Source organism: Aeromicrobium chenweiae (genome assembly GCF_003065605.1).
Classification (GTDB): Bacteria; Actinomycetota; Actinomycetes; order Propionibacteriales; family Nocardioidaceae; genus Aeromicrobium; species Aeromicrobium chenweiae.
Genome location: NZ_CP026952.1, coordinates 1,588,089 through 1,608,212, shown reverse-complemented (window position 1 = coordinate 1,608,212; position 20,124 = coordinate 1,588,089). Strand labels below are relative to the sequence as shown.

The 20,124-nt window shown below is 69.1% G+C and carries 14 protein-coding genes; 2 read left to right on the top strand and 12 right to left on the bottom strand.

The features are described from left to right. The first annotated feature begins 104 nt into the window (after positions 1 to 104). Together gdhA and C3E78_RS07710 are read left to right on the top strand one after the other, a co-directional pair. Positions 105 to 1,448: an NADP-specific glutamate dehydrogenase gene (gene gdhA / locus C3E78_RS07715; RefSeq protein WP_108577740.1), complete on the top strand. Its 1,344-nt coding sequence runs from the start codon at positions 105 to 107 to the stop codon at positions 1,446 to 1,448. Positions 1,449 to 1,479: 31 nt separating this feature from the next. Next, the gene (locus C3E78_RS07710) at positions 1,480 to 2,214 is read left to right on the top strand and encodes a hypothetical protein (RefSeq protein WP_108577739.1); all 735 of its coding nucleotides are present in this window, start codon (positions 1,480 to 1,482) and stop codon (positions 2,212 to 2,214) included. Positions 2,215 to 2,253: 39 nt separating this feature from the next. On the opposite strand, the gene C3E78_RS07705 is transcribed toward C3E78_RS07710, so the two are convergent. The 12 genes from C3E78_RS07705 to C3E78_RS07655 all read right to left on the bottom strand — a co-directional run bounded on the left by C3E78_RS07705 (position 2,254) and on the right by C3E78_RS07655 (position 20,124). Continuing rightward, positions 2,254 to 3,477: an ROK family transcriptional regulator gene (locus C3E78_RS07705; protein ID WP_108577738.1), complete on the bottom strand. Its 1,224-nt coding sequence runs from the start codon at positions 3,475 to 3,477 to the stop codon at positions 2,254 to 2,256. Between the two features lie 2 nt (positions 3,478 to 3,479). Then, complete coding sequence (locus C3E78_RS07700; RefSeq protein WP_108577737.1) at positions 3,480 to 4,763, bottom strand: sugar ABC transporter permease; 1,284 nt, start codon at positions 4,761 to 4,763, stop codon at positions 3,480 to 3,482. 15 nt (positions 4,764 to 4,778) lie between these two features. Further along, a complete protein-coding gene (locus C3E78_RS07695; RefSeq protein WP_108577736.1) occupies positions 4,779 to 5,567 on the bottom strand; it encodes an ATP-binding cassette domain-containing protein in 789 nt (262 codons plus the stop codon). 104 nt (positions 5,568 to 5,671) lie between these two features. After that, positions 5,672 to 6,760 (bottom strand): sugar ABC transporter substrate-binding protein, encoded by a 1,089-nt coding sequence (locus C3E78_RS07690; RefSeq protein ID WP_108577735.1) that lies wholly within the window; start codon positions 6,758 to 6,760, stop codon positions 5,672 to 5,674. 212 nt (positions 6,761 to 6,972) lie between these two features. Then, positions 6,973 to 7,659: a hypothetical protein gene (locus C3E78_RS07685; RefSeq protein ID WP_135804864.1), complete on the bottom strand. Its 687-nt coding sequence runs from the start codon at positions 7,657 to 7,659 to the stop codon at positions 6,973 to 6,975. A gap of 103 nt (positions 7,660 to 7,762) precedes the next feature. Next, positions 7,763 to 10,555 carry an aconitate hydratase gene (locus tag C3E78_RS07680; protein ID WP_199906962.1) on the bottom strand — a complete coding sequence of 931 codons (2,793 nt, stop codon included), beginning with the start codon at positions 10,553 to 10,555 and terminating at the stop codon, positions 7,763 to 7,765. 168 nt (positions 10,556 to 10,723) lie between these two features. Then, positions 10,724 to 13,285 carry an SCO7613 C-terminal domain-containing membrane protein gene (locus C3E78_RS07675; RefSeq protein ID WP_159085840.1) on the bottom strand — a complete coding sequence of 854 codons (2,562 nt, stop codon included), beginning with the start codon at positions 13,283 to 13,285 and terminating at the stop codon, positions 10,724 to 10,726. A 57-nt stretch (positions 13,286 to 13,342) separates the two neighbouring features. Next, complete coding sequence (locus C3E78_RS18250; RefSeq protein ID WP_159085839.1) at positions 13,343 to 13,501, bottom strand: hypothetical protein; 159 nt, start codon at positions 13,499 to 13,501, stop codon at positions 13,343 to 13,345. 47 nt (positions 13,502 to 13,548) lie between these two features. After that, entirely contained in the window at positions 13,549 to 16,272 is a 2,724-nt protein-coding gene (locus C3E78_RS07670) for a helix-turn-helix transcriptional regulator (RefSeq protein WP_108577731.1), read from the bottom strand. A 291-nt stretch (positions 16,273 to 16,563) separates the two neighbouring features. Continuing rightward, the gene (locus tag C3E78_RS07665) at positions 16,564 to 16,833 is read right to left on the bottom strand and encodes a helix-turn-helix transcriptional regulator (protein WP_235833716.1); all 270 of its coding nucleotides are present in this window, start codon (positions 16,831 to 16,833) and stop codon (positions 16,564 to 16,566) included. A 58-nt stretch (positions 16,834 to 16,891) separates the two neighbouring features. After that, complete coding sequence (locus C3E78_RS07660) at positions 16,892 to 18,115, bottom strand: class I SAM-dependent RNA methyltransferase (protein ID WP_108577729.1); 1,224 nt, start codon at positions 18,113 to 18,115, stop codon at positions 16,892 to 16,894. Further along, positions 18,115 to 20,124 carry an APC family permease gene (locus C3E78_RS07655; protein WP_108577728.1) on the bottom strand — a complete coding sequence of 670 codons (2,010 nt, stop codon included), beginning with the start codon at positions 20,122 to 20,124 and terminating at the stop codon, positions 18,115 to 18,117. Before C3E78_RS07655 ends, C3E78_RS07660 begins: the two co-directional genes overlap by 1 nt.

Below are 20,124 nucleotides of genomic sequence, written 5' to 3'. Positions count from 1 at the left end.
CGTGGCCTCCGGGCGCTGACCGGTCGCGGGTCAGCGCCGGATAACCTCGATGGGTTGCCCTCCTCCCGGACATCGCCCGTCAGTACGACCCAGGAAGCAGATCCATGACCGACTCCACCCTGCAGGCCGTCTTCGACCAGGTCATCGACCGCAACCCGGGTGAGGCCGAGTTCCACCAGGCCGTCCGCGAGGTCCTGGACAGTCTCGGCCCGGTCGTGGCCAAGCACCCGTCGTACACGCAGGCCGCGGTCATCGAGCGACTCTGCGAGCCGGAGCGACAGATCATCTTCCGCGTGCCGTGGGTCGACGACGCCGGCAACGTCCGGATCAACCGCGGCTTCCGCGTCGAGTTCAACTCCGCGCTCGGTCCGTACAAGGGCGGCCTGCGGTTCCACCCGACGGTCAACGTCGGCATCGTGAAGTTCCTCGGCTTCGAGCAGATCTTCAAGAACGCGCTCACCGGCCTGCCCATCGGTGGCGGCAAGGGCGGCAGCGACTTCGACCCGAAGGGCTGCAGCGAGGGCGAGGTCATGCGCTTCTGCCAGTCCTTCATGACCGAGCTCTACCGTCACATCGGCGAGTACACGGACGTCCCTGCGGGTGACATCGGCGTCGGCGGCCGCGAGATCGGCTACCTGTTCGGCCAGTACAAGCGCATCACCAACCGCTACGAGTCCGGCATGCTGACCGGCAAGGGCCTCACCTGGGGCGGTTCGCAGGTGCGCAAGGAGGCCACCGGCTACGGGGCGGTGTTCTTCGTCGAGGAGATGCTCAAGCAGCAGCGCGAGACGTTCGAGGGCAAGCGCGTCGTGGTCTCCGGCTCCGGCAACGTCGCGATCTACGCGATGGAGAAGATCGCCCAGCTAGGCGGCACGGTCGTGGCGTTCTCGGACTCCAGCGGGTACGTCGTCGAGGAGGGCGGCGTCGACGTCGAGACCCTCAAGGCGGTCAAGGAGGTCGAGCGCGGCCGGATCTCGGACTACGTCGACCGTCGCGGTGGCACCGCGAAGCTCGGGACCAGCGGGTCGATCTGGGACGTGCCGACGGACATCGCCCTCCCCTGTGCCACGCAGAACGAGCTGGACGAGGACCACGCCGCGACCCTGGTGCGCAACGGCTGCCGCATCGTCGCCGAGGGCGCCAACATGCCGACGACCGCCGCGGCCACGAAGGTGCTCGCCGACGCCGGCGTGCTGTTCGCGCCCGGCAAGGCCGCCAACGCCGGCGGGGTCGCGACCAGCGCCCTGGAGATGCAGCAGAACGCGTCCCGTGACTCCTGGTCGTTCGAGCACACCGAGCGCCGCCTCGACGAGATCATGCGCGGCATCCACGACCGCTGCCTCGCCACCGCGGACGAGTACGGGGTCCCGGGTGACTACGTCGCCGGCGCCAACATCGCCGGCTTCACGCACGTCGCCGACGCCATGCTCGCGCTCGGCGTCATCTGAGACTTGGTCCCGGCGGCACTACGCTCCGAGGATGCGCACCATCCTCCGCACGGTCCTGCTGCCGCTGGCGCTCGCCGCGATCCTCATCGCCACGGCGCTGCCCTCGGACGCCGGCAAGAAGGGGACGCGGTACCCGACCCACACCAAGATCGTGGCGACCACGTTCTGGGTCGGTGAGGTCTTCGACCCGAACGCGGCTGACGGCAGCCAGATGATCTCGACGTACGACGACCACTGGTTCACGAACTACGGCGGCTGCGACGGCGTGGTCACCGCGGGACGGTGCGAGACCGAGAGGCGCACGGCGAAGAACGGCTACTTCCCCACGAAGATGAAGCCCCGGCAGAACCCGTTCTACCTGGACCTGCCGTACGACGACCTGAACGACCGGGTCGGGTTCGCGAACCGGCGCAAGGTCATCCCCTGGGCGAAGAAGTCGCCGTGGAGGAAGATCGTCCGCGATCCCGACCGCAGCATCATGAAGAACCGCTGGGTCAAGATCAGCCACAAGGGCCATCACTGCTACGGCCAGATCGAGGACGCCGGGCCGGGCAAGTACCACGACAAGAAGTACGTCTTCGGCACGAAGGACGCGCGTCCGGCCAACAAGCGGTACAACCGCGCAGGCATGGACGTCTCCCCCGCACTGAACGGCTGCCTGCACTTCTCCGAGCTCAACGGCAACCGCGACAAGGTCAGCTGGCGCTTCGTGGACTTCGCACAGGTGCCGAAGGGCCCGTGGAAGAAGATCATCACCCGGAGCTAGCCGTACGCCCGAGGGACTGCTCCCCCGGGCGTACGACCGTCAGACCGCCAGAGCCGCGTCGACGTCGAGGCAGGCCTCGGCGAGGCGACCGACAGGGTCGGCCAGCAGCGGCTCGAACGCGAGCTCAGCCGCACCGTGGAGCACGGAGTCACCGCTCAGTCCGGGCAGGGTGACTCGCACCAGCTCTCGCGGAGCGATGAGGGCGTGGACCGCGAGCTCGCTCTCCACGTCGTCGTGGACGAGCGGGAACAGGGAGCGAAGGTATCCGCCGAGCACGATGACCCGCGGGTTCAGCATGTTGACCATGCCCGCGAGCCCTCGGCCCAGGTGCCGTCCGACGAGCCGCAGGTCCTCCGGCGCCTCGTGCACGGCCTCGAGGTACTCCCCCAGCGCGCCGACCCGCTCGGCCGGGCAGCCGATCGCCAGCGCGATGGCGCTCGCGCCGATCTCGGTCTCCCAGCAGCCGCGCGCGCCGCAGTGGCAGAGCTTGCCCTGCGGGACGTACGGCATGTGCCCGATCTCGCCGGCGTACCCGCCCGCGCCCTCGAGCTTGTGCCCGCTGACGATGACGCCGGCACCCACCCCGACCTCACCGGACAGGTAGACCAGGTCCTCGACGCCGACGCCGGCTCCCCTGAGGTGCTCTGCGAGGGCACCCAGGTCGGCGTCGTTGCCCAGGACCGGCACCGCGAACGTGCCGATCCGCTCCGCGAGGATCTTCGCGAAGGGGACGTCCCGCCAGCCCAGGTTGGGCGCGAGGCGGACCAGCCCGTCCTCGGCACGGATGATGCCCGGCACGCCGACGCCGACGCCGACGAGCGCGCTGCCCGGCTCGACGTCCTTGACGACCAGGCGCATGAGCTCGACGACCGAGGACGCGATCGTCTCCGGATCGTGGCCGGCAGGCACCGGACCGGTGGCCCGGGCCTGCACGACTCCCCCGAGCCCGACGCGGGCGACCGTCAGGCCGTCGACCCGCAGGTCGACCGCCAGGACGTACGCACCGGTGCGGGCCTTCACGTCCACGGAGGGACGGCCCGCCCCGATGCGTGCCCCGGAGGGCTTGGCCTGCTCGGCCAGCCCCAGGGACTCCAGCTCGGTCACCAGTCCGGCGATCGTGCTGCGGTTGAGTCCCATGCGGGCCGTCAGCTCGGCCCGCGAGAGGCGCCCGGCACGGTGCACGTGGCCGAGCACCGTCCCGAGGTTGTGCCGTCTGACGTCTTCCTGGTTGGTGCCGATCCCCGAGCGTCCGGCGGTAGCCATCGTCAGACCCCGGCCACCGAGCGACGCCGACGCGAGATCGCGTCCACGCTGGCGGCGAGGAGCAGGACCAGCCCGGTCACGATGTAGTTGACGTACGACTTCTCGGTGATCAGCGGCAGACCGTTGGCGATCAGTGCCACCACGAAGCCACCGATGACGGCGTCCCTGATCTTGCCGCGTCCACCGAAGAGGCTCGTGCCGCCGATGACGGCCGCGCCCACCGCGTACAGCAGCGTGTTGCCGCTGCCGGAGGACGGCGTGACGCTGCCCGAGAACGAGGCGGAGACGATGCCGCTGACGGCAGCCATGCCGCCGGCGATGACGAAGACCGACACGCGGATCATGTCCACGTTGATGCCGGCGCGACGTGCCGCCTCCTTGTTGCCACCGGCTGCGTAGACGTGGCGTCCGTACGCCGTCTTGGCGAACACGGCCGTCCAGAACACCAGCAGAACACCCACGATCGGGATGGCCCACGGGATGCCCTTGACCGCGACGACGGTGTAGCTGCGGTTCGCGCTCAGCAGGGCGGTGATGCCGAGCAGCACCACGGCCAGCACGACGATCCGCGCGATGACCAGCGGGAAGGGCGAGCGCTGCAGGTCACGTGCGACCGCACGACGGTACTTGCGCAGCTCCATCGCTGCGTAGATCGCGACCACGCCGACCGCGACGATCCAGCCCATCGCGATGGGCATCGAGTCGTTCGTCAGGTTGGCGATGAACTCGGACTTGCCGTTCTCCGCCAGGCCGAACGTGCCGCCGTCTCCGACGATGCGCAGGACGACGCCCTGCAGGCCGAGGAAGAACGCGAGGGTCACGACGAAGGACGGGATGCCCACCTTCGAGACCAGCAGACCGATGATGAAACCGATCAGGACGCCCGCTGCCACTCCGGTGAGGATCGACAGGGCCGGACCCTGGCCGTGCTTGTAGGACAGCAACGCCATGACGGTGGCACCGGTGCCACCGGTCACGCCCGCCGCCAGGTCGATGTCGCCGAGCAGCAGCACCGGGACGAGGCCCATGGCCAGGATGCAGATCGGGGCGGCCTGGATGAAGAGGTTGGCGATGTTCTGCTTGCCGATGAAGTCGTCACCGGCGTAGGCACTGAAGAACACGAAGAGGACGACGAAGCCCAAGATCGCGGGCAACGAGCCCATGTCGCCGCCGCGCAGTCGATCGACGTAGTTCTGGACGGACTGCGAGACGGTGAATCGCTGGGAGTCCGACGCGAAGTCGGACTCAGACAGCTCGGGCTGTGAGACTGGGGACTGGGTGCTCATGAAATCGACTTTCGATCAGGCTGACTGGGCGGCGGTTGCGGGCGGGATACCGATGTCACCGGACCTGCCGGACGTGATGAGCTCGACGACCTGCGTGCTCGTGACGTCGGCCGTCTTGACCTCCGCTGCGACCCGACCGAGGTACAGGGCCGTGATCCGGTCCGACACCTCCATCACGTCGACCATGTTGTGGGAGATCAGGATGACGCCGAGTCCCTGGTCGGCCAGGCGGCGGACCAGGTCGAGCACCTGGCGGGTCTGGGCGACGCCCAGCGCGGCGGTGGGCTCGTCGAGCAGGACCACCTTCGAGTTCCAGAGGACGGCCTTGGCGATCGCGACCGTCTGGCGCTGGCCGCCGGAGAGGCTGGCCACGCTCTGACGGACGGACTTCACGGTGCGGACGGACAGGGAGGCCAGGGCCTGACGGGCCTTGCTCTCCATGCTGGCCTCGTCGAGCACACGGGCGCGGGTGCGCTCCTCGCGGCCGAGGAACATGTTCTCGACGATGTCGAGGTTGTCGCAGAGCGCGAGATCCTGGTACACCACCTCGATGCCCAGGTCGGAGGCGTCCTTGGGGCTGTGGATGTTCACGGGGCGGCCGTCGAAGAGGACCTCACCGCTGTCGGCCGGGTAGATCCCGGCGATGGTCTTGACCAGTGTCGACTTGCCGGCACCGTTGTCGCCGACGAGGGCAGTGACCTCGCCGGGGAAGACGCGCAGGTCGACGTCATGGAGCACGTGGACGGCTCCGAAGCTCTTGTTGACTGCCCGCATCTCGAGCAACGGGACATTCGTGTCCGTCATGGACGTTCTCCTTGTGACTGGTGCGTGTTCTGGGGGCTTGCAGGCTGCAGATGTGGCCCCCGGGGCGCTGGAAGCGGACCCAGGGGCCACAACATCAGCAGGGATCAGGAGATTCCTGCGTCAGCGCACTCCTTCGCGAAGCCCTTGCAGACGTCTTCCTTGGCCGCGCCGCCGTCGGCGATCACGTCCTTGACGTTGCTCTTGTCGACCGAGACCGGGTCGAGCAGCACGGACGGGACGTCGCGGTTGCCCTCGTCGTCACGGCTGGTCTGCTCGGCCGAGCCCTTCTCACCCTTGGCCAGGGCGATGGCCAGCTTGGCCACGGCACCCGCCTCGGCCTTGGCCGACTTGTAGACCGTCATGCACTGCGTGCCGGCCAGGATGCGCTGCAGGCCCTCGACCGTCGCGTCCTGTCCCGTCACCGGCACCTTGCCTGCGACGTTGTTCTTCTGCAGCACGGAGATGGCCGAACCGGCCAGCCCGTCGTTCGCGGCGAGGACGCCGTCGATCTTGCCGCCCTCCTTGGTGAACATCTGCTGGAACACCGTGGTGGCCGTCGTCGGATCCCACTTCTGGACCGCCTGCTCGGCGACCTTCGTGTAGTTGCTGTCCTTGTCCAGGACGTTGTGGGCGCCCTTGGAGAACAGGGTCGCGTTGCTGTCGTCGGGCGAGCCGTTCAGGAAGGCGATGTTGGCCTTCTTGTCGCCGAGGCACTTCTGGAGACCGGCGCCCTGCAGCTCGCCGACCTTCGTGTTGTCGTACGAGACGTAGAAGTCGGCATTGCCGCCCAGGGTCAGACGGTCGTAGTCGATCGTCTTGACGCCGGCCGCAGCGGCCTTCTTCTCGATCGCGGCACCGGACTTGTTGTCCAGGTTGACGATCGCGAGCACGGAGATCTTCTTGCTGATCAGGCTCTGGGCGATCTTGGCCATCTGGTCGGCGTCGCCGCGGGCGTTCTGGATGTAGGCCGTGACGCCGGCATCCTTGAACGCCTTTTCGAGCGCCGGACGGTCGGCGGTCTCCCACCGGACGGACGAGACCGTGTCAGGCAGGATGATGCCGACCTTGCCGACCTTGTCGCTTCCGCCTCCGCTTCCGCCACCGTTTCCGTCGCTGTCACTGCCGCCGCACGCACTGAGCGCGAGAGTCGCACCCATGACCGTCGCCAACATGAGATTGCGTGTCCGCTTCACACGAACCGCCTCCAATTCCTCCAGTTGTGCGTCGCGGCCGAAGTGTTTCGCCCACGTAACGCGTTTGTTGTTCGACACAACGTATAGCGTGAGTGCGGTCACGTCCAGCACTTGACACAACAAATTCGGGTGGCGCGCAACAAAATCGTCCCAGACGCGCCGGCGGCCGCCCCGGGTGTCCCCCGGAACGGCCGCCTGCGCCTTGATTCTGGCTACTTCAGGTAGGCGTAGAAGCTCTTCGACACCGAGTCGGACTTCCCGACTCCCTTGATCTTGCGGTGGCCCGTCACGCGAGCAGCCGCCTTGAAACCGATCGCATCGCCCTTGCGCGCGATGACCCCGCTCTTGAACTTGATCGCCGACCCGCTGTTGGACTGCGAGGCCCCCGTGATCGGACCGGAGTGGCTCGTCGACAGCGTGCCCAGGCTGTGCTTCTTGCATCCGGGAGTGGAGTTGACCGAGATGGCGAACGGGATGCTGCCGGTGTAGCTCAGACCCAGACCGCACCGCGTCTCGTTCCACGCCTGCTTCAGCTGCAGCTTGGTCAGCTTGACCTTCTTGGTGCTGTCGCAGCCTGATCCCTTGCGGGGCCAGGCCTTGGCCTTGATCTTGGGGTTGTTGGCCTTGATCTTGTAGTAGTAGTACCAGTTGGTGTCCCAGCCATCGCCCTCAGGATTGTGGTAGGCGTAGCGGCGCGTCCCGGTGATCTTGCCGCTCACCTCGAAGAAGACGCAGGCCTTGATGGCCTTGGAGCGGAAGGTCCAGTTGTGCACGTACTTCGTGCTGACCTTCACGTACTTCTGCTTGCCCGATGCGGCGTTGGCGCTGGACGGGACGGCCGCGGCCAAGCCGGCGGCGAGGCCCAGGGCCACGAGTGCAGCTGCAATACGACGTTTCATGTCCACCCCGATCTCGCGAGACACGGTGCCCCGCCAGAGCACCGTACAACGCAAGGACCGCCCTGCAACGGCAGGACGGTCCTCGCGTTTCGGCGTTATTTGCTCAGTCGAGCAGGCTGCGCAGCACGTACGGCATGATGCCGCCGTTGCGGTAGTAGTTCGCCTCACCCGGGGTGTCGATGCGCACGACGGCGTCGAACTCGACCGCGGAGCCGTCCTCGGCGCGAGCCTTGACGTGGACCGTCTTGGGCGTACGACCCTCGTTGAGCTCGGTGATGCCCGTGAAGTCGAACGTCTCCTCGCCCGTCAGGCCGAGCGACTCGGCGCTCTGTCCCTCGGGGTACTGCAGAGGCAGGACGCCCATGCCGATGAGGTTCGAGCGGTGGATGCGCTCGTACGACTCGGCGATGACGACCTTGACGCCCAGGAGCGCAGTGCCCTTGGCCGCCCAGTCACGCGACGAGCCCGAGCCGTACTCCTTGCCCGACAGGACGACCAGCGGGACGCCGGCCTCCTGGTAGGCCTCGGACGCCTCGAACACCGACGTGACCTCGCCACCGGCAATGAGGTTGCGGGTGAAGCCGCCCTCGGTGCCGGGCGCCATCTGGTTGCGCAGACGGATGTTGGCGAAGGTGCCGCGGATCATCACCTCGTGGTTGCCGCGGCGCGAGCCGTACGAGTTGAAGTCGCGCGGCGCGATGCCGTGCTCGGACAGGTACGTGCCGGCCGGGCTGTCCTTCTTGATCGCGCCCGCGGGGCTGATGTGGTCGGTCGTGACCGAGTCACCCAGCTTGAGCAGCACGCGAGCACCCGTGACCTCCTCGACCGGCGACGGCTCGAGAGCCATGCCGTCGAAGTAGGGGGCCTTGCGGACGTACGTGGACTCGGGGTCCCACGCGAACACGTCTCCGTCGGGCGTGGACAGGTTCTGCCAGCGCTCGTCGCCGGCGAAGACGTCGGCGTACTCACGGCTGAACGTGTCGGAGTCGATCGACGACGCGATGACGTCCTCGACCTCCTGCGGCGTCGGCCAGATGTCCTTCATGAAGACGTCGTTGCCGTCCTGGTCCTGGCCCAGCGGCTCGTTGAACAGGTCGACGTCCATCGAGCCGGCCAGCGCGTACGCGATGACGAGCGGCGGGGACGCCAGGTAGTTCATCTTGATGTCGGGGTTGATGCGACCCTCGAAGTTCCGGTTGCCCGACAGGACGGCGGTGACCGCGAGGTCGCCGTCGTTGACGGCCTGGCTGACCTCGGGGATCAGCGGACCGGAGTTGCCGATGCAGGTGGTGCAGCCGTAGCCGACGAGGTTGAAGCCGAGCTTGTCCAGGTAGACGTTCAGGCCGGACTTCTCGTAGTACTCGGTGACGACCTTCGAGCCCGGTGCCAGCGTCGTCTTGACCCACGGCTTGCGCTGCAGGCCCTTCTCGACGGCCTTCTTGGCCAGCAGGCCCGCGCCCATCATGACCGACGGGTTCGACGTGTTGGTGCACGACGTGATCGCGGCGATCGTGACGGCGCCGTGGTCGATCTCGAAGGACGTGCCGTCCTCGAGCGTCACCATCTGCGGGTTGCTCGGACGTCCGGCGCCCGACGGCGCGGGAGCGTTCGGCTTGTCGCCGTTCAGACCGTCATCGGTGCTGCTGGGCGCGTCCGAGGCCGGGAAGGACTCGTCGACGGCCTCGTCGTAGCCGTTGAGGTCCTGCTCGGTGTAGTCGGCGAGGGCCGTGCGGAACGAGCCCTTGCTCTCGGAGAGCGAGACACGGTCCTGGGGACGCTTCGGGCCGGCGATCGACGGGACGACGTCGCCCAGGTCGAGCTCGAGGTACTCGGAGTAACGAGCCTCGTGGTCCGGGTCGTGCCACAGGCCCTGGGCCTTCGCGTACTCCTCGACGAGCGCGATCTGCTGCTCGTCGCGGCCGGTCAGGCGCATGTACTTCGTGGTCTCGTCGTCGATCGGGAAGACCGCGATGGTCGAGCCGTACTCGGGGCTCATGTTGCCGATCGTGGCGCGGTTGGCCAGCGGGACTGCGCCGACGCCGGAGCCGTAGAACTCGACGAACTTGCCGACGACGCCGTGCTGGCGCAGCATCTCGGTGATGACCAGCACGAGGTCGGTCGCGGTGGCCCCCTCGGGCAGCTCGCCGGACAGCTTGAAGCCGACGACGCGCGGGATCAGCATGCTGATCGGCTGGCCGAGCATGGCCGCCTCGGCCTCGATGCCGCCGACGCCCCAGCCCACGACACCCAGGCCGTTGACCATCGTCGTGTGCGAGTCGGTGCCGACGCAGGAGTCCGGGTAGACCGTGCCGTTCTTGTCGAACACGACGCGCGCGAGCTTCTCGATGTTGACCTGGTGCACGATGCCGGTTCCCGGGGGGACGACCTTGAAGTCGGCGAACGCACCCTGGCCCCAGCGCAGGAACTGGTAGCGCTCACGGTTGCGCTCGTACTCGATCTCGACGTTGCGCTCGAACGCCTCGGGCGTGCCGAAGACGTCGGCGATGACCGAGTGGTCGATGACCATCTCGGCGGGCGCGAGCGGGTTGATCTTGGTCGCGTCGCCGCCCAGGTCGGCCATGGCCTCGCGCATCGTGGCGAGGTCGACGACACAGGGCACGCCGGTGAAGTCCTGCATGATCACGCGGGCGGGCGTGAACTGGATCTCCTTGCTGGGCTCGGCGTTCGCGTCCCAGCCGGCCAGCGCCTCGATGTCGGCCTTCGTGATGTCGGCACCGTCCTCGGTGCGGAGCAGCGACTCGAGCAGGACCTTGAGGCTGAACGGGAGCGACGCGACATCGAGCCCGTCGCCCTCGACCGCGCCCAGGCGGTAGTAGTCATAGGAGGCATCCCCGACAGTGAGGGAGTCCTTTGAGTTGAAGCTGTCGACGGCCATCGTCATTCTCCTTCGCGGGTCGGCTTCCATCCTGCCCAGCATCGACTTCCGTCGCACGGTCAGGCTCGCCTAACCCGGGGTCTGAGACCTCGTGTTCGGATTTGTCTTGATATCAAGATACATGATGTCGAGAGGTTAGGCACGGCGACGCGCCGCGAGCCGGTCGCGTCAGCGCATCGAGCGGACGTAGCCCACGATCTTGCGACCGTCGCGGACCCTGTCCTCCCACGTGATGCCCACACCCAGCAGCACCGCGCTGACCGCCGCGATGAGCGCGACCCGCGGCGCGGCGTTCGCGTACGGGCCGATGTTGAACAGCACCAGCAGGGCCAGGATCGTCGTGCCGGCGACGAACGGCGCCTGCCAGCCGAGCCGCACCCCCACCGCCAGCGCCACCACCGCACCGATGCCCAGGAGCAGCGCCCGCAGCTCGGTGGGCTCGGCCAGGGCCTGCGGGACGCTGGGCAGCATCGCGACGGCCAGGCCGGGCCCCAGGGACAACCAGGTGCTCACGTCGGGCTTGCGGATCGTCCGGTCGAGCCCGACCGCGAGGGCGGCCGCGCCCAGCGGCAGCGTGTAGGCCTCGACGAACGAGAAGCCGCTGTCCACGATGAGCAGCACGTACGCCACGAGCAGCGCGACGGCTCCCGGCCAGACGTACCAACGACGGCTTGCCACGGCCAGGCCCAGGGCCACGAGGACCGCACCCAGCACCGCCCACCGCACCGACAGCTCCCCCATGGACCCGGGCACGACCATCCCCGCCACGACCCCCGCCGCCCCGACGACCTCGAGGGGCACGCGCAACGGGTGCTGCGGGAGGAGCAGGCCGCCGGCGGCGACGAGCGCGAGACCGACCGCGAGCAGCACCAGTGCCGCGACAGACGCATCGAGGTCCAGCTCCGCGACGAGGGAGGCGACGCCGGCGACCGCGAGGACCGCCGCTGCCACGGCGTACGTCTGGCGCAGCAGCTCGATGCCCCGCACGGTGGTGAGCCCGGCGACCAGGCCGGCGCCCACCAGCCACGTCACGGACGAGACCCCGTGCGATGCCGCTGCCAGGACTGCGGCGGCCAGCACCAGGACGAGCGCCACCGGCCCGATGGTGGTCACGGTCCCCTCCAGCAGCAGGGTCAGTGCGAGCGCGGCCAGGACCAGCAGCACGGCGGCGACCGCCCAGACCGGCAGGCGCAGGGCGACGACGGCCTCGATCGCACCGAGCCCGCCGACGGCCGCGAGGAGCAGAGCGGCGTGGGGACGAAGGTCCGACACCTCCGGCCAACGCGGCACCGCCCACGCGACGACGAGCAGCCCGACGAGGACCACGGGCACGGTCCACGGCTCATGGTTGTCGACCGTCACCGCGTCGAGCCGCGTGTCCCAGGGCAGCGCCCAGGGGTCGTTCAGGATCCGGACCATCGTGTCGCCGGCCTCGTTCAGCACGAACGCGTGCATCAGGGCGACGGCACCGCCGACGACCACCGCGCCGGCACGGACGCCGCGCATCCAGTCGTTGGCCCCGTTGATCCCGCCGGCGGCCAGCACGGCGGCGATGACGGCGACGGCGGTCCATGTGGCGTCCATCGACGCGCTTGCCTCGAGCGGCGCCACGACCAGGGCGACTGCCGCCAGGACCGCGAGAGCGACGCCGGGGATGCGCGCGAGCGGGACGACCGCGGCGATCACGACCGCGCTCACGGCGATGAGAGCCAGCGGGACGCCGTGCCCGCCCGCGACGAGGTCATCGAGGTCGGGGTGCGCGAACGCCTCGAAGAGGGCCACCCCGTACGCACCGACGAAGAAGCACGCCACGACGATGCGCGCCGCCAGGGTCAGCGGCGCCAGGCCGGCCGGCCGGGTCGCCAACGCGAGGACGCCGGCGACGACGAGGGCGATGACCGCACGCCACGCGAAGTCCACGTCGTCCGCCAGGGCGCCGGCGCCGACGGCCGCACCGGTGATGCCGAGGGCAGCCGTGAGCACCGGGGCGATCAGGACCGTCGAGACGTGGGGACGCGCCCACAGCGCGATCGTCACAGCGAGGACGAGGGCGACGACGCCCCACACCAGCCAGGCCGCAGCGAGGTCGAGCACCCGGAGGCCGAGCAGGTCCTCGTGCCGGGCGGCGAAGAAGTCGAGCGTGAGCAGGGCCAGGAAGACGGTCCAGACCGCCTCGGCGGACGCGCGCAGCGGACGGCGGGTGACCCAGACGCCGAGGGCGCCGATCAGCACGCTGACAGCGAGCAGCATGAGCGTCCTGGCGGCGAGACCGAGGCTCTCCCACGAGTGCGTGACGAAGATCAGCCCGGCGACGACCAGGCCGAACGCGCCCAGCACCAGCATGATCGTCCCGACCGACCAGGACCGCTCCGCCGTCCTGGGACGCGGCGCCGCCGGCGCGGGGTACGACGGGTAGGCCTGCGCGTACGCCGGCTGCGGTTGCGGGGCGGTGGGCTGGAACGGCGGTGCCTGGGTCGGCTGCGGCTGGGGCTGCGGCTGCGGGGTCGGTTGCGGCTGGGGCCGCTGCGGCTGGGCCGGTCGCTGCTGTGTCGGGGGGACGGTGACCCGCCGCCGCCCGGCGCGGGACAGCAGGTCGTCGGCCTGCAGCAGCAGCTGCCACAGCTGGCGCGCCTCCAACGAGGTCAGGTCCAGCCCGCAGTGCGGGCACACCGGCTCACCGGCGAGGACGCCACGACAGTCCGGGCAGGCGAGCGGATCGGCGAAGCGCATGGGGCACACCCTCTCACGTCTGTGACAGGCCGACACGCATCCAGCACGGCACGGTGGTCACCCGTCGCTGACGGGACCCCGCTCCAGGAGCGCGACGCACTCGCTCGGGGCCAGGCCCTCCCGGAGGCGGCGCGCATCCTCGCTTCGCTCAATCACGTGAACGTCGTGGCGGTCCACGACCTCGTCAAATCTGGACGGGGTGTTGGCGATCGTCATGGAGCCACCTGCTCATGAGCGGCAGTGCGCAGCTCCAGCCGCTCGGGCTAGGACCCGTGGCTCGACAAGGCATCGGCAAGCTGGGCACGGGAGCTGATTCCCAGCTTGGTGAACACCTTGCTCAGGTGATACTGAACCGTCCTGGGGCTGATGAACAGGCGGGCCCCGACCTCCCCGTTCGTCAGACCCTCACTGGCCAGTCGGGCGACCTGGGCCTCCTGCGCCGTGAGCTGCGGGCCGGGCGGGGCTGTGGTGCGCTTGGTCACCGTCTCTCCCGTGGCCAGCAGCTCGCTCCGCGCACGCGCGGCGAATCCGGTCATGCCTGCCGACTCGAACATCTCGTGCGCGATGCGTAGCTGGGCACGCGCGTCGATGCGGCGACGCCTCCTACGCAGCCACTCCCCGTACAACAGGTGGGCGCGCGCCAGATCGGCACGCATCCGCGTGCGGCCCAGCCGTTCGATCGCCTTGAGGTAGAGGCGCTCGGCCTCGGACCCCTCGCTCAGCAGCGCGCGCGACCGCGATTCGATGCCGAGTGCCCAGTCCGTGCCGCTCGCGCTGGTCTCTTGCTCGAGCCGGGCGAACGCGTCGACTGCTGTGCTCTTCTCGCCGGCCCGCGCAGCGGCCTCCACCAGCTCGATCCCCGCCCACGTCGACGACGACAGGTCGGCCTGGGCAGCCGCGCGCTCGGCCAGCGGGAGCGCGGCCGCGTAGTCGCCGGAGCCGTTGTTCAGCAATGCCTCGCAGAACTCGGCGATGCTCAGCCAGATGCCCTCGCCGCGCAGCCTGATGTCAGCAGTGGTGGACTCGATGATCGCCCGGACCTCGGCCTCATCCCCGCGGAACGTGGCAAGGACCAGCCCCGGTTCGGGCCCGATCGCGAGACCGGTTGCCTCGGCGACGGTCTTCAGCTCGTCGAGGAGGACTCCTGCCGCGGTGAGTTCTCCGGAGAAGATGAGCATCACCATGTGCGAGTAGAGCGGCATCGGCAGCTCGGCCAGCGCGCCCGTCGTGCGGGCGATCTCGGCGTGGCGCGCCGACAGCACATCCCAGCTCTCGTCATCCCAGATACGGAGCGCGGCGATACCGGTCAACCAGAACAGCTTTCGCTCGTGGTTCGGCACGTCGCCGCGGGCGGCCGCGACGGCACGACGCAGGATCGGGAGCGCCGACACGAATCCCTCCGTCCAGTACGTCGAGAAGCCGTCGATCAACAGGTCGGTGAGTGTCGAATCAGAAAGATCCGGCAGGTCTCGAGCAGCCTCAGCAACCTCCAGGGCCCCACCCCCCAGCGCCAGTCGGCCCGCGAAGATGGCCGCCTGGAAAGCGCGCAGGTACGTCGCGCGAGACAGGGCAGAGTCGATGGGCGCGAGCCGCCGGGCCGCCTTGAGCAGCAAGGGCGGGGCGTCGCTGCCTCGACCCAACACGAACACGAGCTGGGCCCGGACAAGGTCCGCGCGGGCTGCCTGGTGGTCTGTGTGCGGGCTCTGCTCGACGACGGCCAGCAGATCGGCCGCGGCCCCGTACGCCCCCGATTCCACCTTGGCGCCGGCTGCGGCCAGGGCCCGGTCAACCCGGAGGTTCGGATCGAGCGACAACATGGTCGCGTGCTCAAGGAACGCCGCTGCGGCTGCCAAGCCGCCCCGCGCCCGAGCCCGGTCGGCGCAGCGCTCCAGCTCGGCGGCGACAGACTCGTCGGGGCCCCGCGCCGCCTGGGCCCGATGCCACGCACAACGGTCAGGGTCACGCTCCGCATCGGTCACGTCCGCCAATGCCTGGTGCACCAGCTGCAGCTCCTGCAGGGACGCGGACCGGTAGGTCGCCGACCGTACGAGGCCGTGCCGAAACCGCACGCGAACGCCGAACTCGACCAACCCGTCGGCAACGGCAGGTGCGGCAGCCTTGATGTCGATGCCGAGCCGGGCGCCGGCACGCCACACGATCGTCGGATCGCCGGTCGGCTCGGCCGCCGCAATCAACAACAGTCTCCTGGTGTCGTCGGGCAAGGCCTCCAGGCGGTGCTGGAAGCTCTCCTCGATACGTCCTGAGAGCCCGTCAGCGCTCGGCATCCCGAAACCACCGGCCAGCTCATGGCTGGTCAGATCGCGAGGGAGCTCCATCAGCGCCAGCGGGTTACCCCGGGTCTCGGCCACGATCCGATGACGGACCCCTTCATCGAGCGGTCCGGTCCAGACGATGTCCAGCAGCGCCGCGGCATCGGCTCGCGGCAGGCCCTCGAGTGCGATCGTCGGCAGATTGGCGATCTCCGGCTCAGGGGTGCGCGTTGCCATGAACATGGCGATCGACTCGGCGGCAAGTCGTCGGGCCACGAACGAGAGCACCATCTCGGACGCCTGATCGAGCCACTGGAGGTCATCGATCACACAGATCAGTGGCTGACCTTCGGCGGCATGGGACATCAGGCTCAGAACGCCCAGTCCGATCAGCATCCGGTCCGGCACCTGGCCTGCGCTCAGGCCGAATGCGGTGCGGAGGGCGTCACGCTGCGGGTCCGGCAGCTGGTCGAGCCGGTCCAGGATCGGCGTGCACAAGTGCTGGAGCCCGGCATAGGCCAGCTCCTTCTCGGACTCGACGCCGGCGACACGGACCACACGGCAACCCGCGGCCTGCCTGACGACGTACTCCATCAACGCCGACTTGCCCACGCCGGGATCGCCACGGAGCACCAACGCGCCGCCCACCCCGGACCGTGCCGCGTTCAGGACCTCGTCCAGTTGGCGGCACTCAGCTCGGCGATCGATGAGCTCCATTGATCAGGCATGCTCGCACACCTCGTGCTACACCACGTCCGTTTCCGGGGACCGGCCATGCTTGACCTCGATGGCCTGGACTGCTGCGCGGTGATCGAGGAGCACGTCACTCGCCGAAGTCCGGACGACACCTTGCGTCTGAGACTCCTCGTGGAGGGCTGTCGCCCAGGCACTGACCATGTCCCAAGACAGATTCAGACCGCGCTACACCACTATCGGGGACTCAACTCCTGCGACTCGGGACGCGAATGCGAGATCGAAGATGTCGATTGGCCGCCTACGCTGGGTGCGCTATCCATACCCGCGTCTGAAGGCGCGTCCGAAGGCGAACTCCGAGAGGTAGCCGGTGCGTGCAGCGACCTCGCGCAGCGTCCAGTCCTCCGAGCGCAGCAGGCAGCCGGCGTAGGTGGGCCGCCACCACCGCAGGTACGCCAGCGGGGGCTGGCCGACGAGGTCGGTGAAGCGTCGGGCGAACGCGGCCCGCGAGCGTCCGGCGATCGCGGCGAGGCTGTCCACCGTCCACTGCTCTTGGGTGCTCGACGGGGCGTCGGCAGCTTTCACGCCGCCGATGCCCCTCGGGCGTCGGCCTCAGACGTCGATGATGTCGACCCGATGTGCATCACCGCAGGTCAGAAGCAGTTTTCTCCAGGAGCGCGACGCACTCGACGTGGTGCGTCATCGGGAAGAGCGCGAACGCTCGCAGGTCGGTCAGGGAGTATCCCTTGCTCGCGAACGACGCGAGATCGCGCGCGAGCGCCGCCGGGTCGCACGCGACGTAGACGATGCGGCGCGGCTGCAGCGCCGCGATGTCGGCGACCGCCTTCTTGGCCCCCGTGCGCGGCGGGTCGAGGACCACGACGTCCGCGCGCTCGCCGAGAGCCTGCTGACGCAGCGCCCGCTCGACGGTCTCCCCCACGAGCGTCACGTGCGGCAGGTCGTGCAGGTTGCGGCGCGCGTCGCGGGAGGCGCCGCGGTCGGACTCGACGCTCAGCACCGTGCCGTCCTCCCCCGTCGCCTCGGCCAGGAACGTCGTGAACAGGCCGACGCCGGCGTAGAGGTCGAGCACCGTCTCCCCCGGTTGCACGTCGGCGGCCCGGAGCACCGCGTCCACCAGGGTGCTCGCCGCTGCCGGGTGCACCTGCCAGAAGCCGGAGCCGCTCACGCGGAAGTCGGCGGTCCGCACGCGTTCGGTGACCGCGCCCCGCCCGCCACGTGTCGTGCCGTCCGAGGCGACGATGCCGTCGACCTCGGCCTCGACCTCGTCGCTGATGCTGGCGTCGGTCACGAGCAGCCGGTCGCCGGTCGACGAGACGATCGCCTCGACCGTCTCGGCGTCCCACGAGCGGCCCAGCACCTGCGGCAGGTCGGGGTGCGCGATGAGGCAGCGGTCCACCGGGACGATCTCGTGCGACCGGTGCCGGCGAAGTCCCGGACGCCCGTCCGCGTCGACCGCGAACTGGACGCGCGTGCGCCAGCCCAGCGCGTCGGGGTCGACGGCCTCGACCACCCCGTCCCACTGCAGCCCCGCCAGCCGGCGCAGCTGCTCGCGGACGACGTCGCCCAGCAGCTCGCGCTGCACGGCGGGATCGACGTGCTGGAAGTCGCATCCCCCGCACTTGCCGGGCCCGGCCCACGGGCACGGCGGGACGACCCGCCCCGGCGCCGCCTCGATCACCTCGATGGCGTCTGCGCGCAGGAACGTCTTGGTCTCCTCGGTCACCCGGATGCGCACCTTCTCGCCGGGCAGGGTGTGCCGGACGAACACGACCTGACCGTCCAGGCGTGCGACGCAGTGGCCGCCGTGGGCGACCGGGCCGATCTCGACGACCGCTTCGGTCGCCATCACCGGTCCCGGAACCCGCGCCGGACGTCACCGGGGGCGGGACGCTCCTGGGCCAGCTTCTTCTTCGCGCGTCCGGCCGAGCTCAGCTGGTACGGGACGCTGGTCACCATGACTCCGGGCACGAACAACAGACGTCCTTTCAGCCGCAGCGCGGTGTGGTTGTGCAGGAGCTGCTCCCACCAGCGGCCGACGACGTACTCGGGGATGTAGACCGTGATGATGTCGCGGGGGCCGGACTTGCGGAGCTGCTTGACGTAGCGGACCACGGGGCGCACGAGCTCGCGGTAGGGCGAGTCGACGACCTTGAGGGGAACCGGGATGGCCAGGTCCTCCCACTGCTTCATCAGCTTCGCGGTCTCATCGGCGTCGAAGCCTACCGTCAGCGCCTCGAGCGTGTTCGGGCGCGACACCCGGGCGTACGTGAGCGCCCGCATCGTGGGCTTGTGCAGCTTGCTCACGAGGACGATCGCGTGGACCCGCGACGGCAACGTGACATCGGAGTCGTCGATCGCGAGCTCCTCGGCGACCCGGGAGTAGTGGCGGTTGATCCCCCGCATGAGCATGAACACCGCGATCATCGCGACGATCGCGATCCAGGCACCGGCGAGGAACTTGGTCAGCAGCACGATGACCAGCACTGTCGCGGTCATCGCGAGGCCCACCGTGTTGACCGCACGCGAGCGCTGCATCCGCTTGCGCTCGGCCGGGTCCGTCTCCGACGCGAGGTGCCGGTTCCAGTGCCGGATCATGCCGAGCTGGCTGAGGTTGAACGAGACGAAGACGCCCACGATGTACAGCTGGATCAGCTTGGTGACCTCGGCGTCGAACGCCTGGATCAGCACGATCGCCGCGAGCGCGAGGACGATGATGCCGTTGCTGAACGTGAGGCGGTCGCCGCGGGTGTCGAGCTGCCGGGGCAGGTAGCCGTCGCGCGCGAGGATCGAGCCCAGCACCGGGAAGCCGTTGAAGGCGGTGTTGGCGGCCAGGATGAGGATGATGCCCGTGCAGGCGATCGTGAAGTAGAACAGCGGCGTGAAGTCGCTGTAGAGCGTCTTGGCGAGCTGGCCGATCACGGTGTCCTGCTCGTACGACGAACCGACCGGCTTGCCGTCGCGCAGCAGCTGGCTGGCCGGGTGCTCGACGTAGCGCAGCTTCATCAGGTCGGCCAGCACGATGATGCTCATCAGCATCGCGATCGCGAGGGTGCCCAGCAGGAGCAGCGTCGTGGCGGCGTTCTTGCTCTTGGGCTTCTTGAACGCCGGGACGCCGTTGCTGATCGCCTCGACGCCGGTGAGGGCCGCGCAGCCCGACGAGAACGCGCGCGCCAGGAGGAACACCATCGCGATGCCGGTGAACCCCTGCTCGAACTGTCCCTCGGGGGCGATGTCGAAGCCGGCGCTCGGGGCCTGGGGCAGGTCGCCGAACAGGTAGCGCGAGTAGCCCCACAGGCCCATCATCAAGATCGCGATCATGAACAGATAAGTGGGGACGGCGAACGCCTTGCCCGACTCCTTCGTGCCGCGCAGGTTGATCGCCATCAGCAGGATGACCAGAGCGGACGCGGCCGTTGCCTCGTGCCCGTTCAGCCATGGCAGCGCCGAGCTCGCGTTCTGCACCCCCGAGGAGATGGAGACCGCGACGGTCAGGACGTAGTCGACCAGCAGCGCACTGCCCACGGTGAGCCCGGCCGTCGGGCCGAGGTTGACGGTCGCGACCTCGTAGTCGCCGCCCCCGCTGGGGTAGGCGTGGACGTTCTGCCGGTACGACGCGACGACCGTCAACAGCACGAGCGTGACGGCGATGCCGATCTTCCAGTTGAACGCGTACGCCGACAGCCCGCCCAGCGAGAGGGTCAGGAAGATCTCGTCCGGTGCGTACGCGACGGAGGACAGCGCATCGCTCGCGAAGACCGGCAGCGCGATCCGTTTCGGGAGCAGGGTCTCCCCGAGCTGGGTGCTGCGGAGCTTGCGTCCGACCAGCGCCCGCTTGGTGACCTCGGTGACTCCCAC

Bases quoted from the DNA above. Each gene is read 5' to 3' on its own strand.
- C3E78_RS07710 (WP_108577739.1), top strand. From the start codon at position 1,480: ATGCGCACCATCCTCCGCACGGTCCTGCTGCCGCTGGCGCTCGCCGCG.
- C3E78_RS07660 (WP_108577729.1), bottom strand. From the start codon at position 18,115: ATGGCGACCGAAGCGGTCGTCGAGATCGGCCCGGTCGCCCACGGCGGC.
- C3E78_RS07670 (WP_108577731.1), bottom strand. From the start codon at position 16,272: ATGGAGCTCATCGATCGCCGAGCTGAGTGCCGCCAACTGGACGAGGTC.
- C3E78_RS07695 (WP_108577736.1), bottom strand. From the start codon at position 5,567: ATGACGGACACGAATGTCCCGTTGCTCGAGATGCGGGCAGTCAACAAG.
- C3E78_RS07680 (WP_199906962.1), bottom strand. From the start codon at position 10,555: ATGGCCGTCGACAGCTTCAACTCAAAGGACTCCCTCACTGTCGGGGAT.
- C3E78_RS07705 (WP_108577738.1), bottom strand. From the start codon at position 3,477: ATGGCTACCGCCGGACGCTCGGGGATCGGCACCAACCAGGAAGACGTC.
- C3E78_RS07675 (WP_159085840.1), bottom strand. From the start codon at position 13,285: ATGCGCTTCGCCGATCCGCTCGCCTGCCCGGACTGTCGTGGCGTCCTC.
- C3E78_RS07700 (WP_108577737.1), bottom strand. From the start codon at position 4,763: ATGAGCACCCAGTCCCCAGTCTCACAGCCCGAGCTGTCTGAGTCCGAC.
- C3E78_RS07685 (WP_135804864.1), bottom strand. From the start codon at position 7,659: ATGAAACGTCGTATTGCAGCTGCACTCGTGGCCCTGGGCCTCGCCGCC.
- gdhA (WP_108577740.1), top strand. From the start codon at position 105: ATGACCGACTCCACCCTGCAGGCCGTCTTCGACCAGGTCATCGACCGC.
- C3E78_RS18250 (WP_159085839.1), bottom strand. From the start codon at position 13,501: ATGACGATCGCCAACACCCCGTCCAGATTTGACGAGGTCGTGGACCGC.